This is a genomic window from Streptomyces sp. NPDC012474 (assembly GCF_042955185.1).
Classification (GTDB): Bacteria; Actinomycetota; Actinomycetes; order Streptomycetales; family Streptomycetaceae; genus Streptomyces; species Streptomyces cahuitamycinicus.
Genome location: NZ_JBIBEP010000018.1, coordinates 155,642 through 178,271 on the forward strand (window position 1 = coordinate 155,642; position 22,630 = coordinate 178,271).

Sequence of the window (22,630 nt, forward strand, 5' to 3'; positions counted from 1 at the left end):
ACCATCGTTCACGGCATCTTGCACCTTGCGATTGGGAAGCCACATGCGCTTGGCGACATTTCAGCCCCAGCTCGGCGATCATTGCGAGACGACCACCCTCAGGAACATGATCCACCATGCCGGCGCCGGCATATCCGAACCCATGCTGTTCGGCCTCGGCCAGGGGATCGACTTCCAGTACTGGGATGCTCCGGACCCTGGACGCGGTGCGCCGATGCTCACCGGCCGGATCGAGCCCGCCCTGGTGTCCCGCAACGCCTGCTCGGCCCTGGGTGTGGAACTTCACCAAGCGCAACCACCCGACCCGGAATCGGCCTTCGCCGCGGCGGTGGAGCTCCTCGACGCGGGACACGTCGTGGGCATGTCCGTCGACATCTTCCACCTCGACTACTTCTCGTCCCGTAGCCACTTCGCATCGCACTACATCGCCCTGTACGGGCTCGACGACTCCCTCGCCCACGTGGTCGACACCGGTCAGCAGGGCGGCGCGCAGACACTTCCGACCGAGTCACTGCGCCGCGCCCGCGCCTCCCGCGAAGGATTCATGCCATCACCCCATCTGCACCTGTACATCGAGCAGTTGCCGGCACGGCTGACCACCGACACCGACGCCGTCCTGCGCGAGGGGATCTGGAACGCCATCCGGCTGACCGCCGAGCGGATGACCGGTGACCGCGGACCGCGACACGGCATCGGCGCCCTGCGGCGGGCAGCTTCCGAGATCGCCGGATGGAGCGACACACTCGCCCCCGCGGACGAGATGGTGCAAGGCGTCGGCCGCTTCTGGCGCTTCGCGGGAACCGGGGGAGCGAACTTCCGGAAGCTCTACCGTGCGTTCCTCATCGAGGCGCGGCAGCTGTACGGCGACGGTGAACTCGACCCGTTCGTCCGCGACTTCGGCGAAGTGCAGCACCAGTGGGACGAGGTCATCGACATGCTGATGGCCTACCGCGGCGCGGACGACGGGCGAAAGCAGCTCGAAGCCGTCGCGGCCCGGCTGGACGCGATCGCCGACGCCGAACAGGCCGTCTTCGAAAAGCTGCTCGTGCCGGCCGCCAAGCGGGCGGGTGAGCCGGTTTGACCGTCACCCGGCTGAAGTCCGTCTGCCGTATGTGCCACGGCGGATGCGGCGCCATCGTCGAACTCGTGGACGGCGTTCCCACCGACATCCACGGAGACCCGGACAACCCGACGAGCGAGGGCTACTTCTGCATCAAGGGCAAGGCGTCGCTCGACCTGCTGCGCAGCCCGGACCGGCTCACGACACCGCTGGTACGGACCGGTCCGCGCGGCTCCGGGACGTTCGAACCGGTCAGCTGGGAAGCCGCCCTCGACCGGATCGCCGGCGAACTCGCCGCGACCATCGGCCGGCACGGGCCCGAGTCCGTCGTCCTCGGCCAGGGGACCGACCGCAACTACCAGGAGTGGGTGTTCCGGCTCGCGAACGCGATCGGGACGCCGAACGTCGTCGGCCCGGCCCACGTGTGCTTCTACCCGCGGGTCATGGCCTCGATCATGACGTACGGCGCCTTCACGTTCTGCGACTACGACGGCGATCCCGAGGTGGTCCTGCTCTGGGGCAGCAACAAGCCCAGCACCCACTCGGACGGCGTGATCGGCGTCAAGCTGCTGCGCGCCATGGAACGGGGCAGCCGCGTCGTCACCGTCGATCCGCGACGGACACAGACCGCGGCCCGGTCCGCCCTGCACCTGCCGGTCCAGCCCGGAACCGACTGCGCACTGGCACTCGGCATGATCAAGATCGTCATCGACGAGGGCTGGTACGACCACGACTTCGTCGCCGCGCACACCTCCGGGTTCGCCGAACTCACCGAACACGTGAAGGCGTACGACACCGAGCGGGTCGCGCGGATCACCGGACTCACACCCGGGCTCATCCACGAGGCGACCCGCACCTACGCCCTCGCGTCACGGGCGTGCATAGAGGCCGGAACCGGTCTGTCGCAGAACGAGAACTCCTTCGACACCCACCGCGCGATCGCCATCCTCGCCGCCATCTGCGGCAACATCGACGCTCCCGGTGGCGACGTGATCTGGGAACCGATGCCGATCGAGGGCCGGCGTGCCTTCCCGCGCCCGGACCTGCTGCCCGAGGAACAGGCGAAGAAGCGGATCGGCGGCGACAAGCACAAGATCCTCTCGATGTCCGGCTGGGTCGCGCCGGGAGACCTGCACGAGGCCATCGTGACCGGGGTTCCGTACCCGGTCACCTCGATGGTGATCTTCGGCAGCAACATCCTCGCCTCGCACGAGAACACCGAGCTGGTCCGCGAGGCGATCGGCAAGCTGGACCTGCTCGTCGTGTGCGACCTGTTCATGACGCCGACCGCCCGGCACGCCGACGTGATCCTGCCGACCTCCAGCTGGCTGGAGCGGGACCAGATCGTCGAGTTCAACTCCTACATCGCCGCCCGGCAGAAGATCGCCACGGTCGGCGGCTGCCGCTCGGACGAGGAGATCATCCTCGAACTCGCCGCCCGGCTCGGCCTGGAACGGCACTTCTATCCCTCGCTGGAAGCCGCTCTCGACGCCAAGCTGGCCGGCATCGACCTCACCTGGGAACAGTTCACGAAGATCGGCTACATCCGGAACGAGAAGCGGTACCGCAAATACCGCGACGGCGGATTCGGGACCCGGTCCGGACGCGTGAACCTCATGAACAACGGGCTGCGGGCCATGGACTACGAGCCGTTCCCCGTCTTCCGGTGCCCACCGGAGGCGGACCCGGCCCTGCCGTACGTGATGACCAGCGCCCATCCGCGCCAGTTCTACAACACCGAGTTCCACCAACTGCCGACCACCGCGCGCAGCCAGACGACGCCGCGGGTGACCGTCCATCCAGACACCGCGCGGCGGGAGGGGCTGACAGACGGCGAAGAGGTGGACCTCTTCTCGCGGGCCGGTGCGCGCGGGGTGCGCATGACGGTCAAGATCTCCGACTCCGTCGCACCGAACGTCGTGATGGCGGACGCCGGCTGGTGGTATCCGGGGGAGCCCTCGACCGACGAGTCGCTCAGATCCTCGGTCAATCTCCTGACGACCAACGACCGTTCCGACGTGCACATGGGGAGCGCGACGATGAGAGGTGTAGCAGTGGGAATACGGCGACCGGAGCCGGACCGTGGCTAGCGCGCGGGGCACCGTCGCCGCCCGGGTGCCGGAAACCGACGAGGGCCTCCAGGGCGACGAACTGGCCCTCAAGTACGACGAGATGCAACGCCACATCCGGGACAACGGCTGGCTCCAGGAGAAGATCGACGACATCCTGGCGGCGGACATCCGCTCCGGGGAAGTCCTGGAGCTGGGATGCGGACCCGGCTACCTGGGCCTGGAATGGCTCACCCAGGCCGATGACTCCGCCAGGCTCGTCGGCCTCGACATCTCACCGGCGATGCTCCGGCGGGCGAGCGCCAACGCCGCCGGATACGGCGTCGCCGAGCGCTGCGCCTACGAATGCGGCACCGTGCTGGCCCTGCCGTTCGAGGACCACCGCTTCGATCACGTCATCAGCGCGTCCTCACTGCACGAATGGGCCGATCCGGCGACCGCCCTCACGGAAATGCACCGCGTGCTCAGGCCGGGTGGCCGCTACTGCGTCTCCGACCTGCGCCGGGACGTCGACCGGACGACGTTCCAGTTCATGAAGGCGAACATCGCGGCCGACATGCGCCCCGGCTTCCGCACCTCGATCCGGTCCTCGTACGTCAAGAGCGAGATCGAGGAACTGCTGCGAGGCACCGCGCTCGACACGGCCGTCGTGACGCAAGTGCAGATGGGGATCGTCATCACGGGCAGGAAGGAAGCGCCATGAACGCACTCGCGGGAAGTTCACCGGCCATCACCGCCACGCGCGACGGGCGCTTCCCCGACCGCCACGGCTTCGACCGCTCCTGGGAAGAACTCCTGCAGACGTCGAGTACCTGGCGGAACCTGGACTGCGGGCAGTACCTGTCGGCCTGGTGCGGATACGCACCCGGCCACGTCGTCGAGAAGTTCGCCGGAGTCAACCACGTCGGCGTCTACATGGGCGACTACGACAGCGACGACCAGGTGTTCGGCTGGAACGCCTACCTGAACGACCTCCGGGCCTCCGGCGGGATCACCACCGTCGAGATGGGGCCGTCGTACATCTCGCCCCGGCAGTACGGAACGCCGGGATGGTGGAACTCGATCACCCTCGCCGACGGACGCGTCATCGAGATGTTCGCGTGCCGCCGGTTCGGCCCCTGGGCGGACCGTTCCGCCGACGAACGCGGACGTCTCATGTCGCACGTCGCCATCGACGTGCACACCGACGCCGACGTCCGCTACCTCCTGGACGTCCTCGACCGCGATGTCGACCACCTGGAGAACATCGCGTTCACCGAGGCGGACGAACTCGGCCACACCTACGGGCACCTGCGCAACAACGACAGCGGGTCCGTGCTGGAGATCGTCCACGAGGCGCCGCGCGGCGGAACGGGGCACGGCGATGGCGGTCATTGACATCTCGCCGTACTCCGGTGACCACTGCGAATCCACCGCGCTGCTCAACATGCTCCGCAACCACGACATCGAGCTGAGCGAGCCGCTGATCTTCGGGCTGGGACAAGGTCTGTCGTTCCTGTACTGGCACTCCAAACAGATGCCCAACCCGTTCCTCGCCGGCCGGGTCAAGCCCGACCACCTGATGCGCAACGTGGCAGGCGCGCTATCGCTCCAGCTGGGAGCGCAGGAGACGTCCTCACCGGCGAAGGCCGAAGCCACCCTGATCAACGCCCTCGACGAAGGCGACGTCGTGGGGCTCAAGCTCGACCGCTACCACCTCGACTACGCGCGGGAGAACCACCACTTCGCCGCACACTACGTCGCCTGCATCGGATACGAGGACGACAGGTTCGTCGTCGTCGAGACCCGCTCACTCGGCGTTCAGTCGACGTCGCGGGAGAGCCTGGCCCGGGCCCGGTCCGCCAAGGGACCGATGTCCTCACGCAACCTGTCGGTCCGGGTGGACCCGCGCGGATACGACGAGTCGATCCTCGCGAAGGCCTGCCAGACCTCGATCCTGGCCACCGCACAGGAGTTCCTCAGTCCGCCGATCACCAACATGGGATTCAAGGGCATCGCGAAGACCGCCTCGCTCATGCGTGGATGGCACGACCGGCTCGACCGACCCGTCGAGGCGATGGGCCTCGTCGGCACCAGCATGGAGGAAGGCGGCACGGGCGGCGGACTCTTCCGGACGCTGTGGGCGCAGTTCCTCGAAGAGGCGCACGAACTGACCGGCATCGAGGCCTACGACGCGGCCGCCGTCGAGTACCGCCGCATCGCCAGGCGCTGGACGGACGTGGCGGACCTGCTGCGCGAGGCCGACGACGCCGGTGCCCGGCGATCACTCGACGAGGCCGCGGCCATCGTCGACGCCCTGGCGGCCGAGGAGCGCACGGCGATGACCCGGCTGGAGGAGGCGTCCCGATGACCACCCTCGCCCGGCCGACCGGGCACGACCCGCGCAGCAGGCTGCGCGACACCCTCGTCTCCCGCGTCGACATCGCGCGGAAGGTCGCCGCCGTCACGTCACTGGACCGGAAGGCGCTCGACGCGTGGGCCGCCGAGGCGCTCGCCGCGACCGTGGAACACGCCTGCCGCAACTCGCCGTTCTACGCCGGCCTCGTCCCGGCCGAGGCCGCCCGGGCGGTCGTACAGGGCCGCCCGCACGCGTTCGAGGCCCTCCCCTTCACGACGCGAGAACACCTCTCCGCCGCCTACCCGCTCGGCATGCTCGCCGTGCCGCGGCGGGAGGTGATCCGGTTCGACGAGAGCTCCGGTACCGGCAACGGGCGCCCGATCGCGGCGTTCTTCACCATGGCGGACTGGCTGGAGAACAACCTCACCGTCGCCGGGCTGCTGGCAGCGGTGCTGGACCAGCGGGACGTCGCCGCCATCGCCGTCCCCTACGAACTGGCCGGGGTGGGCCAGGACCTCGACCGCGCCATAGAGATCCTCGGGTGCACCATCGTGCCGCTCGGCGCGGCCTCCCCGTCCTGCACCCCGGACCGGATGGTCGACGCCCTGCTGCGTTCGGGCGCGACCACCCTGGTGTGCTCCGGAACGCGCGCCCTGTTCCTCGGCGAGATCGCCCGCCGCCGCGGCATCGACCCGCGGCGCGACCTCGCGGTCACGAAGATCCTCATGGCGGGCGAGGGCGCCTCTGCGGCCAAGAAGCGGCGCCTGGCCGATCAGTGGGACGCCGTCGCCTACTCGATGTTCGGCATGACCGAGACCAACACGCTGGCCATGTTCTGCCGCGAGCGTGAGCTGCACCTGGTCGAGACACGGACGTTCTTCGAGGTGGTCGATCCGGGATCCGGCGAGCGGCTGCCGGACGGCTCCGTCGGTGAGCTGGCCGTGACGACGCTGGCGAGCCGGGCCATGCCGCTGCTGCGCTACCGCACCGGTGACGTGTGCCGGATCGAGGCGGCGCCGTGCGGCTGCGGATCCCCGCTGCGCAGGCTGCAGCATCGCGGCCGGATCGGTGACCGGATCCCGGTCGGTGACCGCTGGACGTCCCAGCTGGAGATCGAGGACATCGTCCTCGGCGCCATGACCGCCGGGCCGTACTACTTCGCCTTCGACATCGACGGGGACGTCCTGGAGATCGCCCTGCCGCCGTCGGACGCCGACGACGCGACCCGGGCCTCGATCGCGGCCGGTGTCCGCGACCGTCTCGGAGCGTCCGCGCGATTCCGGCCGCTGGACACCGAGCGGTTCGAGACGGCGCTGCGGACCTCGGCCAAACCGACGATGCGCAACTTCAGTGCCTACGGGGGAGGAGGGGCCGCCGGTGAGGGTTGAACTGCCGCTTCCCACGCGCATGCCGGTCGACGGGCGCTTCGAGATCGATGACACGTGCATCGACTGCAAGCTCTGCAACGACCTGGCGCCCGACAACTTCGACGCCGACCTCGACAACGACGTCCACTACGTGTGCAAACAACCCGAGACACCCGACGAACTGGAGCGGGTCCTCGACGCATTCGAATCCTGCCCCACCGAATCGATCCGGTACTCAGCGGCACCTAGCGGGGAGTGATGGCGCTATGTCAAGCCTGGACGATCCAGTAAAAGCCGACATGTGCGCCGGCCGACGGCAGATGACCGAACTGGGACCGGTCGCCGAGAGCTACGACCAGCTGCACCGCATCGACCTGCTCGGCGAGGCGCGGGCCGCACGGGGAGTGCCGGAGGGCACGTACGACTCGACGGTGTGCGCCGTCCTCCAGGCGTCGGAGGTGTGCCTGCTCAACCTGGCCCGGCTGGCGCGCAGGACCCAGGCGTGCCTGCTGGCCGGCGACATCCCGGCCGCCTCCCGCTACGTCCAGTGGGCCGTCGGCTTCCACAGGTTGCTGCGCGGGCTCGGCACCGTGACGTTCGGCGCCCGCGGCATCTTCGGGGCCGGCGTGTCCGCCGGGGCCACGACCGTGAGCGTCTCCGAGTCCTCCGGCTACGCGGCCTACGTCGAGGCGCTCCGGGGGCTGGAGGACGTCGCCAAGGGGTCGCTGCTGGCCGGTGCGCCCGAACTGACCCGCTCCACGATCGCCACCCAGAGCATCGACGACTCGCTGTACCGCGTGCTGCACGGTATCCGGACCGGCTGCCACGACGCGACCAAGTGGGAGAGCGACCTCACAGCCGTACCCATCGGGGTGAGCCGGAGCACCGACGAGCTGATCTCCGCCGAGACGCTGGCGCGAGCGGTCGCCGCGACCGAGCTGAACGCGGACACCCTGCACGGCGAGTTCGTCGCCCTGCACCAGGTACCGGAGATTCTCTGCGCCGAGGCGAACGACCACCTGGAGGTCGCGATCCGGGCCATCCGGGCCTCGGCCCTGAGCCGGGCGGCGCAGCACCTGACGGCCTGCCGGGAACTGCTCGGTCCGGTGGTCGACGCGCAGCGGGTGATGGCCGAGCACCTGGCAACCGGGGAGTACCACGGGTTCCGGACCAACCTGGGACCCGCGAGCGGCACGCACTCGCTCTCGATCAAACAGCACATGTTCCGCGACCTGTTCAAGCACATGTGGAACGACCTGGAGACCTGGCTGAACTCGCTCGGGGAGGCCTCACTGGAGGAGACCGTCCGGGACATCGACGCACGCCGCCACGACGACCCGGAGGCATGGCTGCGGCACACCGTCGTCGACCAGGCGTTCAAACTGCACTGTGCTCACCAGCAGTGGCGGCACGAGCACCTGCACATGCCCCGCAACTGCCTGGGCAGCGGCGGCACCAAGTCCATGATCGGCATACCGGACGGGCCCCAGGCGGTCTACAAGATGCGGGACGCGGCCAACGCCCAGCACTCACTGGCCGTGATCCACCGGGCACGCCGCACGCCCCTGGCGAACGCCGTGCCGGACTCGCCGCTGGCCAAGCTCATCACCGATCCCAGCTCCCTGGACTCCGAGTTGATGCGGGTCGTGGGCGAGGCGACACGCGAGTACTTCCCCCAGGTGCAAGAGCAGAGCTACCAGCCGTTCCGGTCCGGTGCGGCCGAGCGGAACCCGTAGGAGCGCGGACGGTGACCACCACAGGATCCAAACCCTCTGACAGCGTCATGCCCCCCGACGAGATCACCCTGCTGCCGGGCTCCTCCGGCGGAGCCTGGCGAGGGAGCGAGTACGTCGCCAGCCTCAAGGACGAGCGGGAGGTCTGGTGCGACGGACGCCGGGTCGACGTGACCGGCGACCCGGGCTTCCGGCCCATGCTGTCCACGCTGGCCGGCCTCTACGACGCCCAGCACCTGCCCGGCCGGGCCGAGGAGATGCTCCACCGGTCGGACACGTCCGGCAACCTCGTCAGCCTGTCGTACCTGGCGCCGGCCGACCGGGACGGCCTCAGCCGCAAGTGGGCCAACTCCCACCGGTGGGCGGAGGCCTCCTACGGCCAGCTCTCCCGGATACCCGACTTCATGTCGAACGTCGTGGTCGGCCTGTACGACTACCGTTTCGAACTGGCCGAAGTCGACCCCGAGTTCGGGCGCAACGCCGAGAACTACTACCACTACTGCCGCGAGAACGACCTCACGCTGACGCACGGCCTGGGCGACCCGCAGATCGACCGCTCCTCGACCCCCGCCGACCGGCCGGAACTGGGACTGAGGGTGGTGCGGCGCGGGGCCGACGGCATCGTCGTGCGGGGAGCCAAACAGATCGCCACCCTCGCCCCGTACGCCCACGAAGTGCTCATCTACCTCTCTCCCGCGAACTACCTGCGCGAAGACCCCAGCTACGTCTGCTGGTTCGCCGCTCCGCTGGCGACACCGGGCCTTCGCGTCCTGTGCCGCAGGTCGTACGCCGACGGCTCCGGCGGCCTCTCGGCGCGCTTCGACGAGCAGGACGCCATGCTGGTGTTCGACGACGTGTTCATCCCGATGAACCGGGTCTTCCTGCTCGACGACTCCCAAGCGGCCGTCCGCGGGTTCGGCGAGCTGAACAAGTGGTCCCTCTACACCGGTCAACTGCGCTACTACCACCGGCTGCGCACCCTGCTCGGGGTCGCGTCGCTGCTGGCCCAGGCGATCGGCGTCGACAAGTTCCGGCAGGTCACGGATCTTCTCGGCGAACTCACCTCGTACGTCGAGATCGTCAGGCTCGGCCTGGCCGCGATCGACGCCGAGTGCCGGCCCACCTCCTCCGGGCTGCTCGCCCCCGGCTCGACGGCCGCGCTCGACGCCGTCGCCGGACGCTTCTCCACGCGGGGCTCCGAGATCATCCGGCAGATCGGCGCGTCCGGACTGATCATGCAGCCCTCGGACGCGGACCTGGGCACCTCGGAGCTGCGCGCGGTACTGGACACCTACATGTGCGGGCGCGAGATGAGCGTGGACGAGAAGTCCCGGATCTTCCGGCTCGCCGCCGATCTGGCCGTCGACCGTTTCGGGATGCGCCAGGAGCTGTACGAGACGTGGAACCGCGGTGATCCCGCCCGGGTCCGCTCGATGCTCTATGCCCGATATCCCGACCTGCAGCGCTGCGAAAACCAGGCCCGCGATCTGGCCGAAGGGCGGAACGACACCACATGAGTCTCGACAGCATCCGGCTGGAGGGCGTCACGACCCACAACCTCAAGTCGGTCGACGTCTCCTTCCCCAAGGGGAAGCTGGTCGTCGCCGCGGGCGTCTCCGGGTCGGGCAAGTCGTCCCTTGTCATCGACACCCTCTTCGAACACTCGAAGACGCTCTACCTGGGGGCCCTGTCCAGCAAGTCCCTCGACATGGGCGACGGCGACTACCAGTTCGACCGGATCGCGGGGACGCAGCCCCCGGTGGCACTGCGCCAGCGTGACGGCGGCTACTCCAACCCCCGCTCGACCGTGGGGACCCTCACCGGACTCGACGGGCTGTACCGGCTGTTGTTCGGCGCAGGGTCCCGGCCGGTCTGCCCGGCCTGTCTCGGCCCGACCGGCCCGGACCTGTTCTGCGACGACTGCGGCTGCTTCGCCGAACCGCACTCCGCGAAGCACTTCAGCCCGAACCGCAAGGAAGGCAAGTGCCTTCAGTGCGACGGCATCGGCGAACTCGTCGGCTTCTCGCTGGAGAAGATCATCCCGGACCGGTCGAAGACGCTCACCGAGATCTGGGACGGTGCCGACCCCGGAACGTTCGCCGTTCCCAACGTGCGCAAGGCCTTCGAGGCGATGGCCGCGGACATCGGCCTGGACCTCGCCCTGCCGTTCGAGAAGCTGAGCCCGGAGCAGACCGAGCGGGTGCTGCACGGTTCGGACACGATCTACACGCTCAAGATCCGCAAGGTCACCAACGACTTCCGCTTCGAGGGCATCCTCGGCTTCCTGGAACGCGCGTACCGCAACGCGTCGTCGGCCGCCCGCAAGAACGCCTTCACCAACTACCTCGGCCGGGAAGTCTGCCCCGCGTGCAACGGAGGGAGGCTGCGCCCCGAGTCGCTCAGGGCGACGGTGGCCGGGCACACCTTCCACGACTTCCAGGGCGACGAGCTGTCGCGTTCGATCACCCGGTTGCGCGACGGGCTCGCCACCGGCGACGTGCCGGCACAGGTCCGCGAGCTCGCCTCCGCGATCGTCAAACAGAGCGCGAACATCGAGGACGTCGGCCTGGGACACCTGCAGCTGCAGCGGCCGGTCACCACCCTCTCCGGCGGCGAACTGCAGCGGCTGCTGCTGGCGCAGCATCTGGCCAGTGACCTGACCGGGGTCATGTACGTCCTCGACGAACCGACCGCCGGTCTGCACGAGGCCGACACCGGGAAGATCCTCACCTCGCTGCGACGGCTGCGCGATCTCGGCAACACGGTCATCGTCATCGAGCACGACGAGTCGGTGATCCGTGCCGCCGACTGGATCGTCGAGCTGGGGCCCGGAGCCGGATCCCGCGGCGGCGAGGTCGTCTTCGAGGGCCGGTACGCCGACCTGCTGGCCTCCGGCGACTCGCCGACGGCGACAGCGATGGCGTCGGACGGGCCGTCGCGCACACGGACCGACCTGGCCGGCGCGCCCTGGGCCGAGGTACGGGCCATCACGCGCAACAACGTGGTCGACCAGTCCGCGAGGTTCCCGCTCGGCGCGCTGACCTGCGTCTCCGGCGTGTCCGGCGCGGGCAAGAGCTCCCTGGTGGCCGGCCTCCACGCAGCGGTCTCCCGGACGATCGCCCAGCGGGCGACCGGCGGGGCGGCCGAGAGCAACGGCGTCCAGGGGGTTGAGGCCCTCGACGACGTCATCTACGTCGAGCAGCGCCCGATCGGCCGCTCCAGCCGGTCCACGCTCGTCACCTACATCGGCGTCAGCGACCACATCCGCGACGCCTTCGCCGGCAGCGCCGACGCGGTCGAACGCGGCCTGGGCCGCGGCGAGTTCAGCCCGAACGTCGCCGGTGGCCGGTGCGAGTCGTGCAAGGGACTCGGACTGGCCGAGATCGAGATGACCCTGTTCAAGAGCGAGTTCATCGTCTGCCCCGAGTGTGAGGGCCGGCGCTTCCAGGAGCACGTCCTCGAAGTGCGGCTGGGCGGCAAGAACATCCACGACGTCCTGTCGATGACCGTCGAGGACGCCCTCGAATGGTTCGACGCCAAGAGCAGCCCCAAGGTCGTCCAGGCGCTCGGTGTGCTCAGCGAGTTCGGCCTCGGCTACCTGCAGCTCGGTTGCTCCACGACCACGCTCTCCGGTGGCGAGGCACAGCGGCTCAATCTGGCCGGAGAGCTGCTCAAGCAGCGCCGCAACCGCACGCTGTTCATCTTCGACGAGCCGACGCGCGGCCTGCACACCGCGGACATCCGGCACCTTCTGGCCCTGTTCGAGCGGTTGATCTCCACGGGCAACACCATCGTGGTCATCGAGCACGACGTGAAGGTGATCGCCATCGCCGACTGGGTGATCGACCTGGGGCCGGGCGCGGGCCGCGAGGGCGGCCGGGTGGTGCACAGCGGGACGCCGGAGGACCTCGCGTATAACCCGGCCAGCGTGACCGGCCGGTTCGTCCGCCGGCTGCGCGACGAACCCGCCGCGACGCCGGTGCCCGACCTCGCCCGGAGCCCGCGGTCCCGTACGGCGCCGGACCTCGGGGTCATCGGCGAGCTTCTGCCGCGGGCCGTGACGGTGGTCGCCGGCACGGCACGGCAGTCCGAGCGCAACGGTCCGACACCGTACGGACTGGTGATCGGCTCGCTCACCGTCGTATCCGACGAACTGGCCCTCATCGGCTTCCTGGTGCGCTCGGGCAGCACCAGCTGGAACGCCATCGCGGACACCGGCCGGTTCTGCGTCAACATCCTCGGCGAGGACCAGCACGACGTGTCCGACGCCTTCTCGCAGGGCAGGCCGGACAGCCGCTTCGACGCCCTGGCGTGGACACCCTCCGCCAACGGCTGCCCACGGCTGTCCGGCGCCGTCGGCACCATCGACTGCAGCCTGAAGTCCACCTACCGGATCGGCGACCACGAGTTCGTCCTGGCGACGGTCGTCAGCGTCGACATGGAGACCGGCACCGACAGCCGCCCACTGCTTCGCGCCGAACGGGGCGACAGCGCTCTCGACGACTACGGGTGGCGCCGGTTCGCCCGGGAAGCGGAGGCCAGGTGACGACGACCACGTCCATCGCCGCGCACTACGAGCAGTTCCTGGAGTTGCTCACCCGCGATCCGGTGCCGGCCCCCACCCCGGCGGACGGCCGTGAACCGGTCCGCGCGCGCTACGGCGAACGGGTCGACGCCTCGGGCGGATCACAGCCGATCGTGATGACCCGCGACGAGTGGATCCTGAACCAGATCGACCTGACACTGGCGCTGGGCCGGCTGCTGACCGAGGACGACGTCGTGGTCTCGGCCGTGCCGTACGAACTGTCGTTCGTCGGCGCCGAGGTGGACCGTGTGATCGAGATGGTCGGCGCCTCGGTGATCAGCGTCGGGACGAGCGGGACCATCTGCCCCATGCCGCGGCTGCTCGGGCTGATCGAGCAGTACGAAGTGACCGCCCTGGTGTGCTCGCCGAGCTTCGCCGCGGAACTGGCGAGCCTCGCTCTCTCACTGGGGCGGCGGCCGCAGGACTCGACGATCCGGACGATCATCTGCGTGGGAGAGGCCTGCTCCACCGAACGCCTCGACCGCATCGGCGCCGCCTGGGCCGCGCGGACCTCCGCCCTGTACGGGACGCCGTCGACACCGACGGTCGCCGTCGCCTGCGACCACGGCGCCCTGCACCTGTGCGACGACCGGCTGCGGGCGGAGGTCCGTGGCGGCCTGCGCGGGGAACTGCTCCTGGACGGCTCACCGACCGGCGAACTCGTCGAGCTGTGGCCGGCCGACCGCCACTGTGACTGCGGTTCCGCCAGCCGGGTCCTGGTGCCGCTCGGCAGCGCGGCGTCGGCGGTTCGCGGACCGGACGGGCTGGTCTCGACGCTGGACGTGGAGCGGATCGTGTTCGGCCACAGAAGGCTCGCATCGCACTTCGCCTGCGCCGTCCGGGACGGCACCTTCCATGTGACCTGCGCCGTGGCCGGCCCTCAAAAGGTCGACCCGGGGGCGATGCGGCGTGCGATCCGCAGCGGCATCGGCGAGGCGCTCGGAGTCGAGGCCGAGGTCACGGTCGTCGGCGTGCAGGACTGGAGTACCGCCACGTCATGATCCGCACCCGGTCGCGGCACGCAGCCGCCGCGGCCGATCCACCGGTGGCATCCCGAGGAGACAAGACGCATGAGGGTAGCGGTAGTACAGACCCAGTGGGTCGACGATCACGAAGACGGCCTGCGCAACGCCTACCAGGCGATCGAGGACGTCTGCGGTGCCGGCGACATCGACCTGGTGTGCTTTCCCGAGTTCCTGCTCGGCCCGCCGTGGTACATGCCGGGGCAGGACGGCCTGAAAGGGCGGACCGACACTCCGATCCCCGGGCCGATCGTCGACGGCTTCCAGTCCCTTGCCCGCAAGCTCAACACACACATCCTGCTGGGTTCGCTCGTCGAGGACCTGCAGGACGGCATGTACCGGAACACGTCCCTGCTGATCGGCCGGCAGGGCGTCATCACCGGGCGCGCCGTCAAGGCACACGCCTTCGGCAACGAGATGGTGGTGTGCCGCCAGGCCGACTCGCTCGGTGTCCTGTCGACGGAGTTCGGACAGATCGGCATCGCCGTGTGCTCGGACTTCTGGATCCCAGAGGTGGTCCGCCTGCTGGCGCTGGCCGGCGCGCGCACGATCTTCGTGCCGGGCGGAACGCTGGGGCAGAACCAGCCGCTGATGGTGAACGCCCTGCGCACGGCGGCGTACCTGAACGGCGTCAACATCGTCTACGCGAGTTCGGTCGGCGTCGTCCGAGGCAAGCGCGGGGACCGGCTCGTGGAGATCCACTTCGCCGGCACCAGTCTGGTCGCGAGCCCGGAGGGCGTGCTCGCGCAGGCCGGCAGCGACGAGCCGGAGACCCTCGTCGTCGACCTCGACGAGCCCGCGGACGGCGACGGCCGCCGCTGGCAGCAACTCCGCCGGCCCGACGCCTACCAGAAGCTGCTCACCCCGTACGCCGGAGCGGACCGGGATCTCGCGGCCGAACTGCGGGCGAGCCTGACCGGGGGCGGCGGCCCGGACCGGGTCCGGCCCGCCGCCGCGACCAGCACACATGAGGGGACTCGTTCGTGACCATCTTCGTAGGGCAGCACGCCCGCCGGGCGACCCCTGAGGCGACGGCCTCGGCCGTACTCGACGATCTCGACAGCCGGGTGACCGACGAGGCGTCGTTCGTCGTCCTCCCCGAGAACGTGTTCACCACCGGCGGCGACGTCCAGGAGCTGCCCCGGCGGCTGCGCGAGGAGTGCCTGGACCGGCTGACGGCACTGGCACGGACCCGTGGCACCTACGTGCTCACCGGCTCGTGGGCGGAGACACGGCCGGGCGGCGGACGGGTGCAGGTGACCAGGCTGCTGGACCCGGGCGGCTCGGAGTGCGCCCGGGTGGAGCGGCCCGTCCTGCCCGACGGGACGACCGGAACGGGCGACGACTTCCCCGTCGTCGAGACGCCGTTCGGGCGCGTCGGGGTGCTCCTGGGTCCCGATTTCTGGCTCGTCGAACCGCCGCGCATCGAGTGCCTGGCCGGTGCGGAGCTGCTGCTGGTGGCCGGGTCCCTCGACGGCAGGCAGCAGGCGTCGCAGCGCGCCGCGGTGTGGGGGATCGCGACCCTCAACACCGTCGCGGTCGCCTTCGCCGGTTCGCTGAGCGAACGCTGCGGCGGGGGCAGTGCCGTGGCGGTGCCCGAGGGTTTCGTCGCCGAGGCGGGCGCCGACGAGGGTGTCATCGAGGCGCCCTGGGACGTCGAGAGGATCCGGCACCTTCGCGAACCCGACCTGCGCTTCCAGCAGACCCTCTGGTTCGGGCTGTGGGCGCGCCGGACGGAGCTGTACACGGACCTGACGGCGCAGGTGAGTTGAGATGCGCAACGCCGGTGAGTCCGCCTCCGACGTCCGACGGCGGATCGCGACGGAGATGGCGGACGACGTGCCCTGGAACAGGGTGCTCAATTCCATCTGCACCGAACCCCATCCGCTGGGCGTCGAGATGGCGGCCGCCGCGGCCCACGCCAACCTCGGCGACGTGCGCATCTTCCGCGGCACCAAACGGATCGAACGCGAGGTCGTCCGGCTGCTGCTCGATCTGATGGGCAACCCGGGCGGGTCGGGGAGTCTGGTGTCCGGAGGCACCGAGGCGAACCTGATCGCGCTGCTGGTGGCCCGCGAGTCGGCGCGCGCCCGGGGACGGCTGACCGACCGGCCCGAGGTGGTCGTCAGCAGCACCGTGCACTTCTCCTTCACCAAGATCTTCGGCCTGCTGGGGCTGACCCCGGTCGTCGTACCGGTCGACGACTCCCTGCGGTTGCCGGCCGACGAGGTGGCCCGGCGCATCGGCGAGCACACCGTCGCGGTCGTCGCGACCGCGGGCAGCAGCGAGTTCGGTGTGGTCGACGCGGTCGACGAGATCGGACCCGTGGTAGCGGGACGCGAGGTGCACCTGCACGTGGACGCGGCCACCGGCGGCTTCATCATCCCCTTCGCCCGTGAACTCGGCCACGACCTCCCGCAGTTCGACTTCAGCGTCGACGGTGTCGACTCGATCACCATCGACCCGCACAAGTACGGACTCGCCAACGTCCCGGCGGGAGCGATCCTGTTCCGGGGCGCCCAGGACGCCGGACGCTTCGCCGTCGACTCCTTCTTCATCGACACGCCGGTGCACAACACCCTCCTCGGCACCCGCCCCGGCTCCGCAGCGGTGTCGACCTACGCGGTGCTGGAACACCTGGGGCGGGACGGATTCCGCGACCTCACACGGACGAACTACGAGGTCACGCAGTACCTGGTGGACGGGTTGCGCGCGGCCGGGCACGAGTTGTTCACCGAACCGCAGCTGAACATCGTGGTGGTCAGGATGGCGCACGCGGTCCGGGTCTCGCAGCTGCTGGAGTCGAGGGGCTGGATCGTCTCCACCTCGAAGCGCTTCGGCGAAACCCTGCGCCTGGTCGTCACCCGGCACGTGACGCCCGAGATGGTGGACGAGTTCCTTCCGGAGCTGGAGCGGGCATGCAAGGAAGCCACCGCAGAGGCGGCGCCGCGATGAGCCTCTTCCGTGGCACCCGGACCCGGCTCGCCGCCCTGCAGATGCGGATCGAGCCCGGGCAGCGGGACGAGAACCTGGCGCGAGCCGCCAAGCTGCTCTCCACCGCGCGAGAACGCGAGGCCGACCTCGCGTGCCTGCCGGCGACGTTCGCCACCGGCCTGAACTTCCCCACGCTGCGCACGGACGCGACCACCGAGGACGGCCCCGTCGTCGAGTTCCTCGCCGAACAGGCCCGCACCCTAGGCATGCACATCGCCGCGGGCGTGCTGCTGTCGAGCGGGCGGGACCTCTTCGACGCCGCCGTGCTGGTCGGCCCCGCCGGCGAACCGCTCGGCTGGTACCACCGCGCCTGCGTCTGGGCGGGCGAGTCCGAGTACATCTCCACCGGCTCACCCGGCGAGGTGATCGACACGCCTGTCGGGCGGATCGGCCTACAGGTGAGCTACGACCTGCGGTTCCCGGAGGCGAGCCGCCAGTACCTCGCCCAGGACGCCGACCTCGTCGTCTGCGTGGCGAACCTCTTCGGGCCGTTCTCGCACCCGGTGCGCTCCCTGTGCCGCGCGCGGGCCGCCGACAACGAGTGCGCGCTGGTGTTCGCCAGCGGGGTCGGCGAGAACCGCTTCGCGAACATGACCTACGTCGGCCGCAGCATGATCGTCGACGGTCTGGTGCAGGACGCCCGGGAGGACCAGGACGCGGACATTCTCGCCGAGGCCGCCCCGGGCAGCCAGGAAACGGTGATCGACACGGACGTGCACTGGCGGCAGCGGCGCAAGGTCCGCGCCGGCCTGCCCTTCCACGACGACCTGCGCTCGACCTGGACCACGATCCACGGGGGGCGCGCCTGATGAGGGCAACGCGTATCCAGCAGGAGTCCGGCTGGCTCGGCGACGTTCTCGGACTCGTCATCATGGACATGCGGCAGTTCTTCGACAACCGCCTGTTCGCGGTCTCGACGCTGCTGACGTCGGTGTCGATGGTGCTGGCCTTCGGCGCGGCGACCGACCAGATGGTGAGCCCGGCACCGACGGCCGCCAACTACTTCGGCTTCGTCTTCCCCGGCATCATCGGCGCCGGCATCATGTTCAGCTGCACCTACACCGTCGGCTACACGGTCATCATCGACCGCAACCGCCGCACGATCGAGGATCTGATCCTCTCGCCCCTGTCGTACTCGGGGTTCCTGCTCGCCCGGATCATCGGCGTGGTGCTCAAGTGCCTCTTCCAGTTCGTGCTGGTGCTCCTGCTCGGCGTCGGGGTCTTCGACGCCCGCATAGAGTCCGTGCCGCTGTTCCTGCTGGGCTTCTTCACCGCGTGCACGGCCTTCGCCGGGCTCGGGATCCTCATCGCGACGTACACCAACGAGATCTCCTTCCCGGCGGTCGTGAACATCATCGTCATCCCGCTCATGTACTTCGCCGGGATCTTCTTCCCGCTCGACAACCTCGGGAAGCTCGGCGACGTCTTCGAGAGGCTCCCCCTCTCCGTGCACGTCGACATCTTCCGCGCCGCCACCTCGCCGGACGTCTCGGCCACCGGGGCGTCGGTGCTGGCGGTGGCGTACTCGTTCCTGGCCCTCGGCATCGCCGCCTGGGCCTTCCGCAGGAGGATCGGCCATGGCTGACACCACGAGCACCGCGGCGCCGGTCCTGTCGGTTTCCCGGCTCGACCACCGGGTGAGCCCCGGATTCGCCCTGCGCTCCATCACCTTCTCGGTCGAGGCCGGCGAGGGCGTGGCCATCATCGGCACCAACGGCGCCGGCAAGACCACGCTGATCCGGCTCATCGCCGGACTGCTGCGCCCGTCCGGCGGCGAGGTGCGGATCTGCGGCACCCCGCCCCGCCGCTGGGGGCAGGTCGGCCGCCACATCGGGTACGTCCAGCAGGCCAAGGACCTCCCGGACGGCGTCAGCGTGGAGACGTACGTCAAACACCAGCTCAAACTCCGCCGGGCCGACCCCGCCCGGTACGAGGAGCTGATCGCCCTGGCCGACCTGGAGCAGTACCGCCACCAGTACGTGCGCAGTCTCTCCGGCGGCAGCCAGCGCAAACTGCACGTCATCTGCGCCGTGGCACACCGGCCCGACCTGCTGATCCTCGACGAGCCGACCACCGGCCTGGACCCGACGGCCCGCGAGACGCTGCTGGAGCTGCTGGGGAGCCTGAAGAAGGACGGCGTCGGCGTGCTGTTCGCCAGCCATCACCGCGACGAACTCCTCGCGCTGGCCGACTCGGTCGTGGTGCTCCACCAGGGCCGCCAGATCGAGGACGCCTCGCTAGACGCCGTCACCCGGTGGGGCGAGCGCTCCAGCCTGATCCTCGAGGCCTTCACCGAGGAGCACCTCACGCAGCTGCGCGACTGGGCCGGGCAGGAGGCGCAGGCCGGCGGCCCGGTCCGGTCCGTCCGCGCCGTCGACCAGGGCGTGCGGCTCGACCTGTCCGAAGGCGACCATCAAGCCACGCTGGCCGAGGTCGTCGCCCGGGCCCACACCGCCGGGCTCGCACTGCGCTCCGCGTCCTACTTCCAGCCCACTCTGGCGGACGTCGTCCGTTCCATCGTCGACCAAGTCGAACCGGAGGACATCGCATGAGCATCACCACCACGACCACGAGCATGCCGTTCTGGAAGGAGTACCCGGAGCGCGACAGCGAGTGGGTGCGGCAGTACCCGACGAAGCACGTGCCGGTGAACGAGGAGGAGGTGTTCGCCCGCAAGCCCATGGGCGTGTACGTCCACATCCCGTTCTGCAACCGGCTCTGCTTCAGCTGCCCGTACATCAAGCACCAGACCGACCGGGACCTGACCCGCACCTACCTGGACGCGCTGAAGACCGAGATCACCAACTACGCCGAGCGGCCCTACATCCAGGACCACGTCATCACCCTCGGCTACATCGGCGGTGGCACCCCGACCGCGCTGACCGCCCCGCAACTCGACGACCTGCTCGGCCACATGTTCAGCAGCCTGAACGTCGAGGAGGGCGCGGACTTCTCCATCGAGACCACCCCGGTCGACATCACCGAGCGCAAGGCCACCGTCCTGCTGGAACGCGGCATACGGCGCATCAGCCTCGGGGTGCAGACCTTCGTGCCGGAGGAACTCAAGAACATCGGCCGCCCCAACGACCCGGAGATGCTCAAGGAGAGCATCCGGCTGCTGCGCCGGTGCGGGTTCGAGAACATCAACATCGACCTGATGCACGGCATCAACGGGCAGACCATGGAGAGCTGGGAGCACAGCCTCGACGTCGCCATCGAACTCGGGGTCACCTGCATCTCGTTCTACACGTACATGGAGTTCGCGCAGATCTCCACCAAGCGCAGGAAGCTGCCGCCGGTCCCGGAGAAGGCCGTGGTCGACGACATGTTCCTGTTCGCCGCGGAGAAGCTCTCCAAGAACGGCTTCCTGGGCTACTACGGCGACTGCTTCGCCAAACCCGGCTTCCAGCCGAAGTACGGCGAGACGTCGTGGAGCGAGGACATCCCCATCATCCCGCTCGGCCCGACCGCCACCGGGCACCTGCGCGACCACTGGTACTTCAACGAGCCCGACATCGGCCGCTACATCCAGACGGTGATGGAGGGCCGGCTGCCGATCTCGATGGGCAAGCACATCACCAAGTCGGAGGCGATCCGGCGCTCGATGGTCCTCGGCGTCAAGGCCGGGCGGGTCAACCGGGAGCGCTTCCGCCGGATCCACGGCGTCGACTTCATGGAGATGTTCCGCGCCGAGATCGACGACCTGATCGAGAAGGAACTGGTCACCGCCGACGAGAACGGCATCGAGGTGACCGGCCCGAAGGGCTGGTACTACCTGGACAACATCTCCAAGGCGTTCTACTCGCCGGAGTACCGGCGCTACCCGCAGCACCTGGGAGCGGACATCTCCAACTTCATCTCCAGCCAGCCGATTCCCCTGCAGCTCACCACGCGGCCCACGAACGAGGAGGCCGGCTGTGACCACCACTGAAACCCGGCTGCTGAACCTGACCGACCGAGTGCCGCAGGCCTCCCCGCACGACGACATCGACAAGGTGCGCTTCTACGACCTCGGCATGCGCCGCTCCGCGCTGATGGCCTACAAGCGGCCCAGCGACCGCATCCTGGCCCACGTCCGCGAGGGGATGACCGACCTCGTCGAGGTCGGCTTCAACACCGGCCTGCTGTCCCTGCACGTGGCCGGCCGACTGCCGGACCTCGCCGTGTCCGGGGTCGAGGAGAACCAGAACCTCGTCGACGTCGCCGAGGACAACCTGACGCTGGCCGTGTGGGCGAACAGCGCCGGCGACGTGGAGTTCGAGATGGCCAAGCTGAACCGGCTGCCCTTCCCGGACGACTCCGCCGACATCGTCTTCTCGTTCTCCTCGCTGCACCGCTGGCGCCGGCCGGTCGAGACGCTGAAGGAATGCGCCCGCATCTGCAAGCCCGACGGTGTCGTGATCATCGAGGACATGAACCGGCACGCCGAGGAGGGGCACATCACCTTCATCCTCCAGTTCGTGAAGGAGGGCGGCGACGAGTTCATGCGGTCGCTGCAGGCCGCCTACACGCGCGACGAGGCGGCCGAGCTGCTCCGGGAGGCCGGACTCGCCAACTGGCAGGTGGTCGAGGAGGACCTCGGCCTGGTGATCTCCTCGCGTCCCCTCGAACCGGTGAGCACGTGATGCCCGGGACGAAGATCGCCGTGGTCCAGATGGAGTCGAAGCTCGGCAAGCCGGCCCAGAACCTGCGCCGCGCCGAGCACTACATCCGCGAGGCCGTCGAGCAGGGCGCGGACCTGATCTGCCTGCCCGAGGCGTTCTCCACGTCAGGCAACATCCTCGAAGTGGCCGACGTGTCGGTGCCCGTCCCCGGGCCGGAGACCGAGTTCCTGTGCGAGCAGGCGAAGCAGGCAGGCGTCCACCTCGTGGCCGGCCTGCTGGAACGCGGAGACGACGGCAGGTACTACAGCACCTCGGTCCTGTGCGGCCCAGAGGGAACGATGCTCGGCCACTACCGGCGCGTGCACTGTCACGAACTGGAGGCCCGCTACCTCTCCGGCGGATCGCAGTACCCGGTCTTCGACGTCGAGTTCGGGCGCATCGGCCTGATGCAGGGCTACGACATCAACTTCCCGGAGGTCGCGCGGGAGTACTGCCGCCGCGGGGTCGACATCATCGTGTGCTCCGCACTCGTGCCGGAGATGTTCGCGTACGTGGCGAACATGCGGCTGCCGGTCAGGGCGGTGGACGCCGAATGCATCGTCGCGTTCGCGTCCGGCATCGGCAACAACCTGTACGCCGGATTCGGCTACATGGGGCGCAGCCAGATCCTGGCCGATCCGCTGTTCCTCGAAGCCGAACGATTCGACTTCGTCGACGGCGACGAACGGATGGTGGACCTCGGCAAGGAGCCCGGTGTCGGCGTCGTCGAGGTCGACCTGGACCGTATGCGCCGCTACCGCACCAAGGCCACCCTGAGCGGCGATCTGCAGCCGGCGACGTACTGGCAGTCCTGACGAG

At 69.3% G+C, this 22,630-nt stretch carries 20 protein-coding genes; all 20 read left to right on the plus strand.

The genetic code is table 11. From position 1 onward, the window contains the following. Window positions 1-43: 43 nt before the first annotated feature. The 20 genes from ACFY9S_RS31865 to ACFY9S_RS31960 all read left to right on the plus strand — a co-directional run bounded on the left by ACFY9S_RS31865 (window position 44) and on the right by ACFY9S_RS31960 (window position 22,626). Window positions 44-1,081, plus strand: a complete 1,038-nt coding sequence (locus ACFY9S_RS31865; RefSeq protein WP_391135232.1) for a BtrH N-terminal domain-containing protein — start codon at window positions 44-46, stop codon at window positions 1,079-1,081. Next, window positions 1,078-3,150, plus strand: coding sequence for a molybdopterin-dependent oxidoreductase (locus ACFY9S_RS31870; protein WP_391135235.1), 2,073 nt, complete (start codon window positions 1,078-1,080; stop codon window positions 3,148-3,150). The genes ACFY9S_RS31865 and ACFY9S_RS31870 overlap by 4 nt, the downstream gene beginning before the upstream one ends. After that, window positions 3,143-3,832 (plus strand): methyltransferase domain-containing protein, encoded by a 690-nt coding sequence (locus ACFY9S_RS31875; protein ID WP_391135238.1) that lies wholly within the window; start codon window positions 3,143-3,145, stop codon window positions 3,830-3,832. Before ACFY9S_RS31870 ends, ACFY9S_RS31875 begins: the two co-directional genes overlap by 8 nt. Beyond that, on the plus strand, window positions 3,829-4,506 hold the full coding sequence (locus ACFY9S_RS31880) for a hypothetical protein (RefSeq protein WP_391135241.1): 678 nt from the start codon (window positions 3,829-3,831) through the stop codon (window positions 4,504-4,506). The genes ACFY9S_RS31875 and ACFY9S_RS31880 overlap by 4 nt, the downstream gene beginning before the upstream one ends. Continuing rightward, the gene (locus tag ACFY9S_RS31885) at window positions 4,493-5,479 is read left to right on the plus strand and encodes a DUF4872 domain-containing protein (protein WP_391135243.1); all 987 of its coding nucleotides are present in this window, start codon (window positions 4,493-4,495) and stop codon (window positions 5,477-5,479) included. The genes ACFY9S_RS31880 and ACFY9S_RS31885 overlap by 14 nt, the downstream gene beginning before the upstream one ends. Continuing rightward, the gene (locus ACFY9S_RS31890; RefSeq protein ID WP_391135245.1) at window positions 5,476-6,855 is read left to right on the plus strand and encodes a phenylacetate--CoA ligase family protein; all 1,380 of its coding nucleotides are present in this window, start codon (window positions 5,476-5,478) and stop codon (window positions 6,853-6,855) included. The genes ACFY9S_RS31885 and ACFY9S_RS31890 overlap by 4 nt, the downstream gene beginning before the upstream one ends. Next, window positions 6,845-7,093 (plus strand): 4Fe-4S domain-containing protein, encoded by a 249-nt coding sequence (locus ACFY9S_RS31895; RefSeq protein ID WP_391135248.1) that lies wholly within the window; start codon window positions 6,845-6,847, stop codon window positions 7,091-7,093. The genes ACFY9S_RS31890 and ACFY9S_RS31895 overlap by 11 nt, the downstream gene beginning before the upstream one ends. A 7-nt stretch (window positions 7,094-7,100) precedes the next feature. Next, window positions 7,101-8,570: a hypothetical protein gene (locus ACFY9S_RS31900; RefSeq protein WP_391135251.1), complete on the plus strand. Its 1,470-nt coding sequence runs from the start codon at window positions 7,101-7,103 to the stop codon at window positions 8,568-8,570. An 11-nt stretch (window positions 8,571-8,581) separates the two neighbouring features. Further along, window positions 8,582-10,084, plus strand: a complete 1,503-nt coding sequence (locus ACFY9S_RS31905) for a 4-hydroxyphenylacetate 3-hydroxylase N-terminal domain-containing protein (RefSeq protein ID WP_391135254.1) — start codon at window positions 8,582-8,584, stop codon at window positions 10,082-10,084. Continuing rightward, window positions 10,081-13,113: a flavin reductase gene (locus ACFY9S_RS31910; protein ID WP_391135256.1), complete on the plus strand. Its 3,033-nt coding sequence runs from the start codon at window positions 10,081-10,083 to the stop codon at window positions 13,111-13,113. Before ACFY9S_RS31905 ends, ACFY9S_RS31910 begins: the two co-directional genes overlap by 4 nt. Further along, on the plus strand, window positions 13,110-14,153 hold the full coding sequence (locus tag ACFY9S_RS31915) for a hypothetical protein (RefSeq protein WP_391135258.1): 1,044 nt from the start codon (window positions 13,110-13,112) through the stop codon (window positions 14,151-14,153). The genes ACFY9S_RS31910 and ACFY9S_RS31915 overlap by 4 nt, the downstream gene beginning before the upstream one ends. A gap of 69 nt (window positions 14,154-14,222) precedes the next feature. Then, window positions 14,223-15,161, plus strand: coding sequence for a nitrilase-related carbon-nitrogen hydrolase (locus tag ACFY9S_RS31920; protein WP_391135261.1), 939 nt, complete (start codon window positions 14,223-14,225; stop codon window positions 15,159-15,161). Next, complete coding sequence (locus ACFY9S_RS31925; protein ID WP_391135264.1) at window positions 15,158-15,946, plus strand: nitrilase-related carbon-nitrogen hydrolase; 789 nt, start codon at window positions 15,158-15,160, stop codon at window positions 15,944-15,946. The genes ACFY9S_RS31920 and ACFY9S_RS31925 overlap by 4 nt, the downstream gene beginning before the upstream one ends. A 1-nt stretch (window position 15,947) precedes the next feature. After that, window positions 15,948-17,129, plus strand: a complete 1,182-nt coding sequence (gene mfnA / locus ACFY9S_RS31930; RefSeq protein ID WP_391135266.1) for a tyrosine decarboxylase MfnA — start codon at window positions 15,948-15,950, stop codon at window positions 17,127-17,129. Further along, the gene (locus ACFY9S_RS31935) at window positions 17,126-17,977 is read left to right on the plus strand and encodes a nitrilase-related carbon-nitrogen hydrolase (protein WP_391135269.1); all 852 of its coding nucleotides are present in this window, start codon (window positions 17,126-17,128) and stop codon (window positions 17,975-17,977) included. The genes mfnA and ACFY9S_RS31935 overlap by 4 nt, the downstream gene beginning before the upstream one ends. Beyond that, entirely contained in the window at window positions 17,977-18,753 is a 777-nt protein-coding gene (locus ACFY9S_RS31940) for an ABC transporter permease (protein WP_391135272.1), read from the plus strand. The genes ACFY9S_RS31935 and ACFY9S_RS31940 overlap by 1 nt, the downstream gene beginning before the upstream one ends. Then, on the plus strand, window positions 18,746-19,720 hold the full coding sequence (locus ACFY9S_RS31945; protein ID WP_391135275.1) for an ATP-binding cassette domain-containing protein: 975 nt from the start codon (window positions 18,746-18,748) through the stop codon (window positions 19,718-19,720). Before ACFY9S_RS31940 ends, ACFY9S_RS31945 begins: the two co-directional genes overlap by 8 nt. Then, window positions 19,717-21,099 (plus strand): coproporphyrinogen-III oxidase family protein, encoded by a 1,383-nt coding sequence (locus tag ACFY9S_RS31950; protein WP_102907029.1) that lies wholly within the window; start codon window positions 19,717-19,719, stop codon window positions 21,097-21,099. The genes ACFY9S_RS31945 and ACFY9S_RS31950 overlap by 4 nt, the downstream gene beginning before the upstream one ends. Then, the gene (locus tag ACFY9S_RS31955) at window positions 21,086-21,793 is read left to right on the plus strand and encodes a methyltransferase domain-containing protein (RefSeq protein ID WP_391135278.1); all 708 of its coding nucleotides are present in this window, start codon (window positions 21,086-21,088) and stop codon (window positions 21,791-21,793) included. Before ACFY9S_RS31950 ends, ACFY9S_RS31955 begins: the two co-directional genes overlap by 14 nt. After that, complete coding sequence (locus tag ACFY9S_RS31960) at window positions 21,793-22,626, plus strand: nitrilase-related carbon-nitrogen hydrolase (protein WP_391135281.1); 834 nt, start codon at window positions 21,793-21,795, stop codon at window positions 22,624-22,626. The genes ACFY9S_RS31955 and ACFY9S_RS31960 overlap by 1 nt, the downstream gene beginning before the upstream one ends. Window positions 22,627-22,630 lie beyond the last annotated feature (4 nt).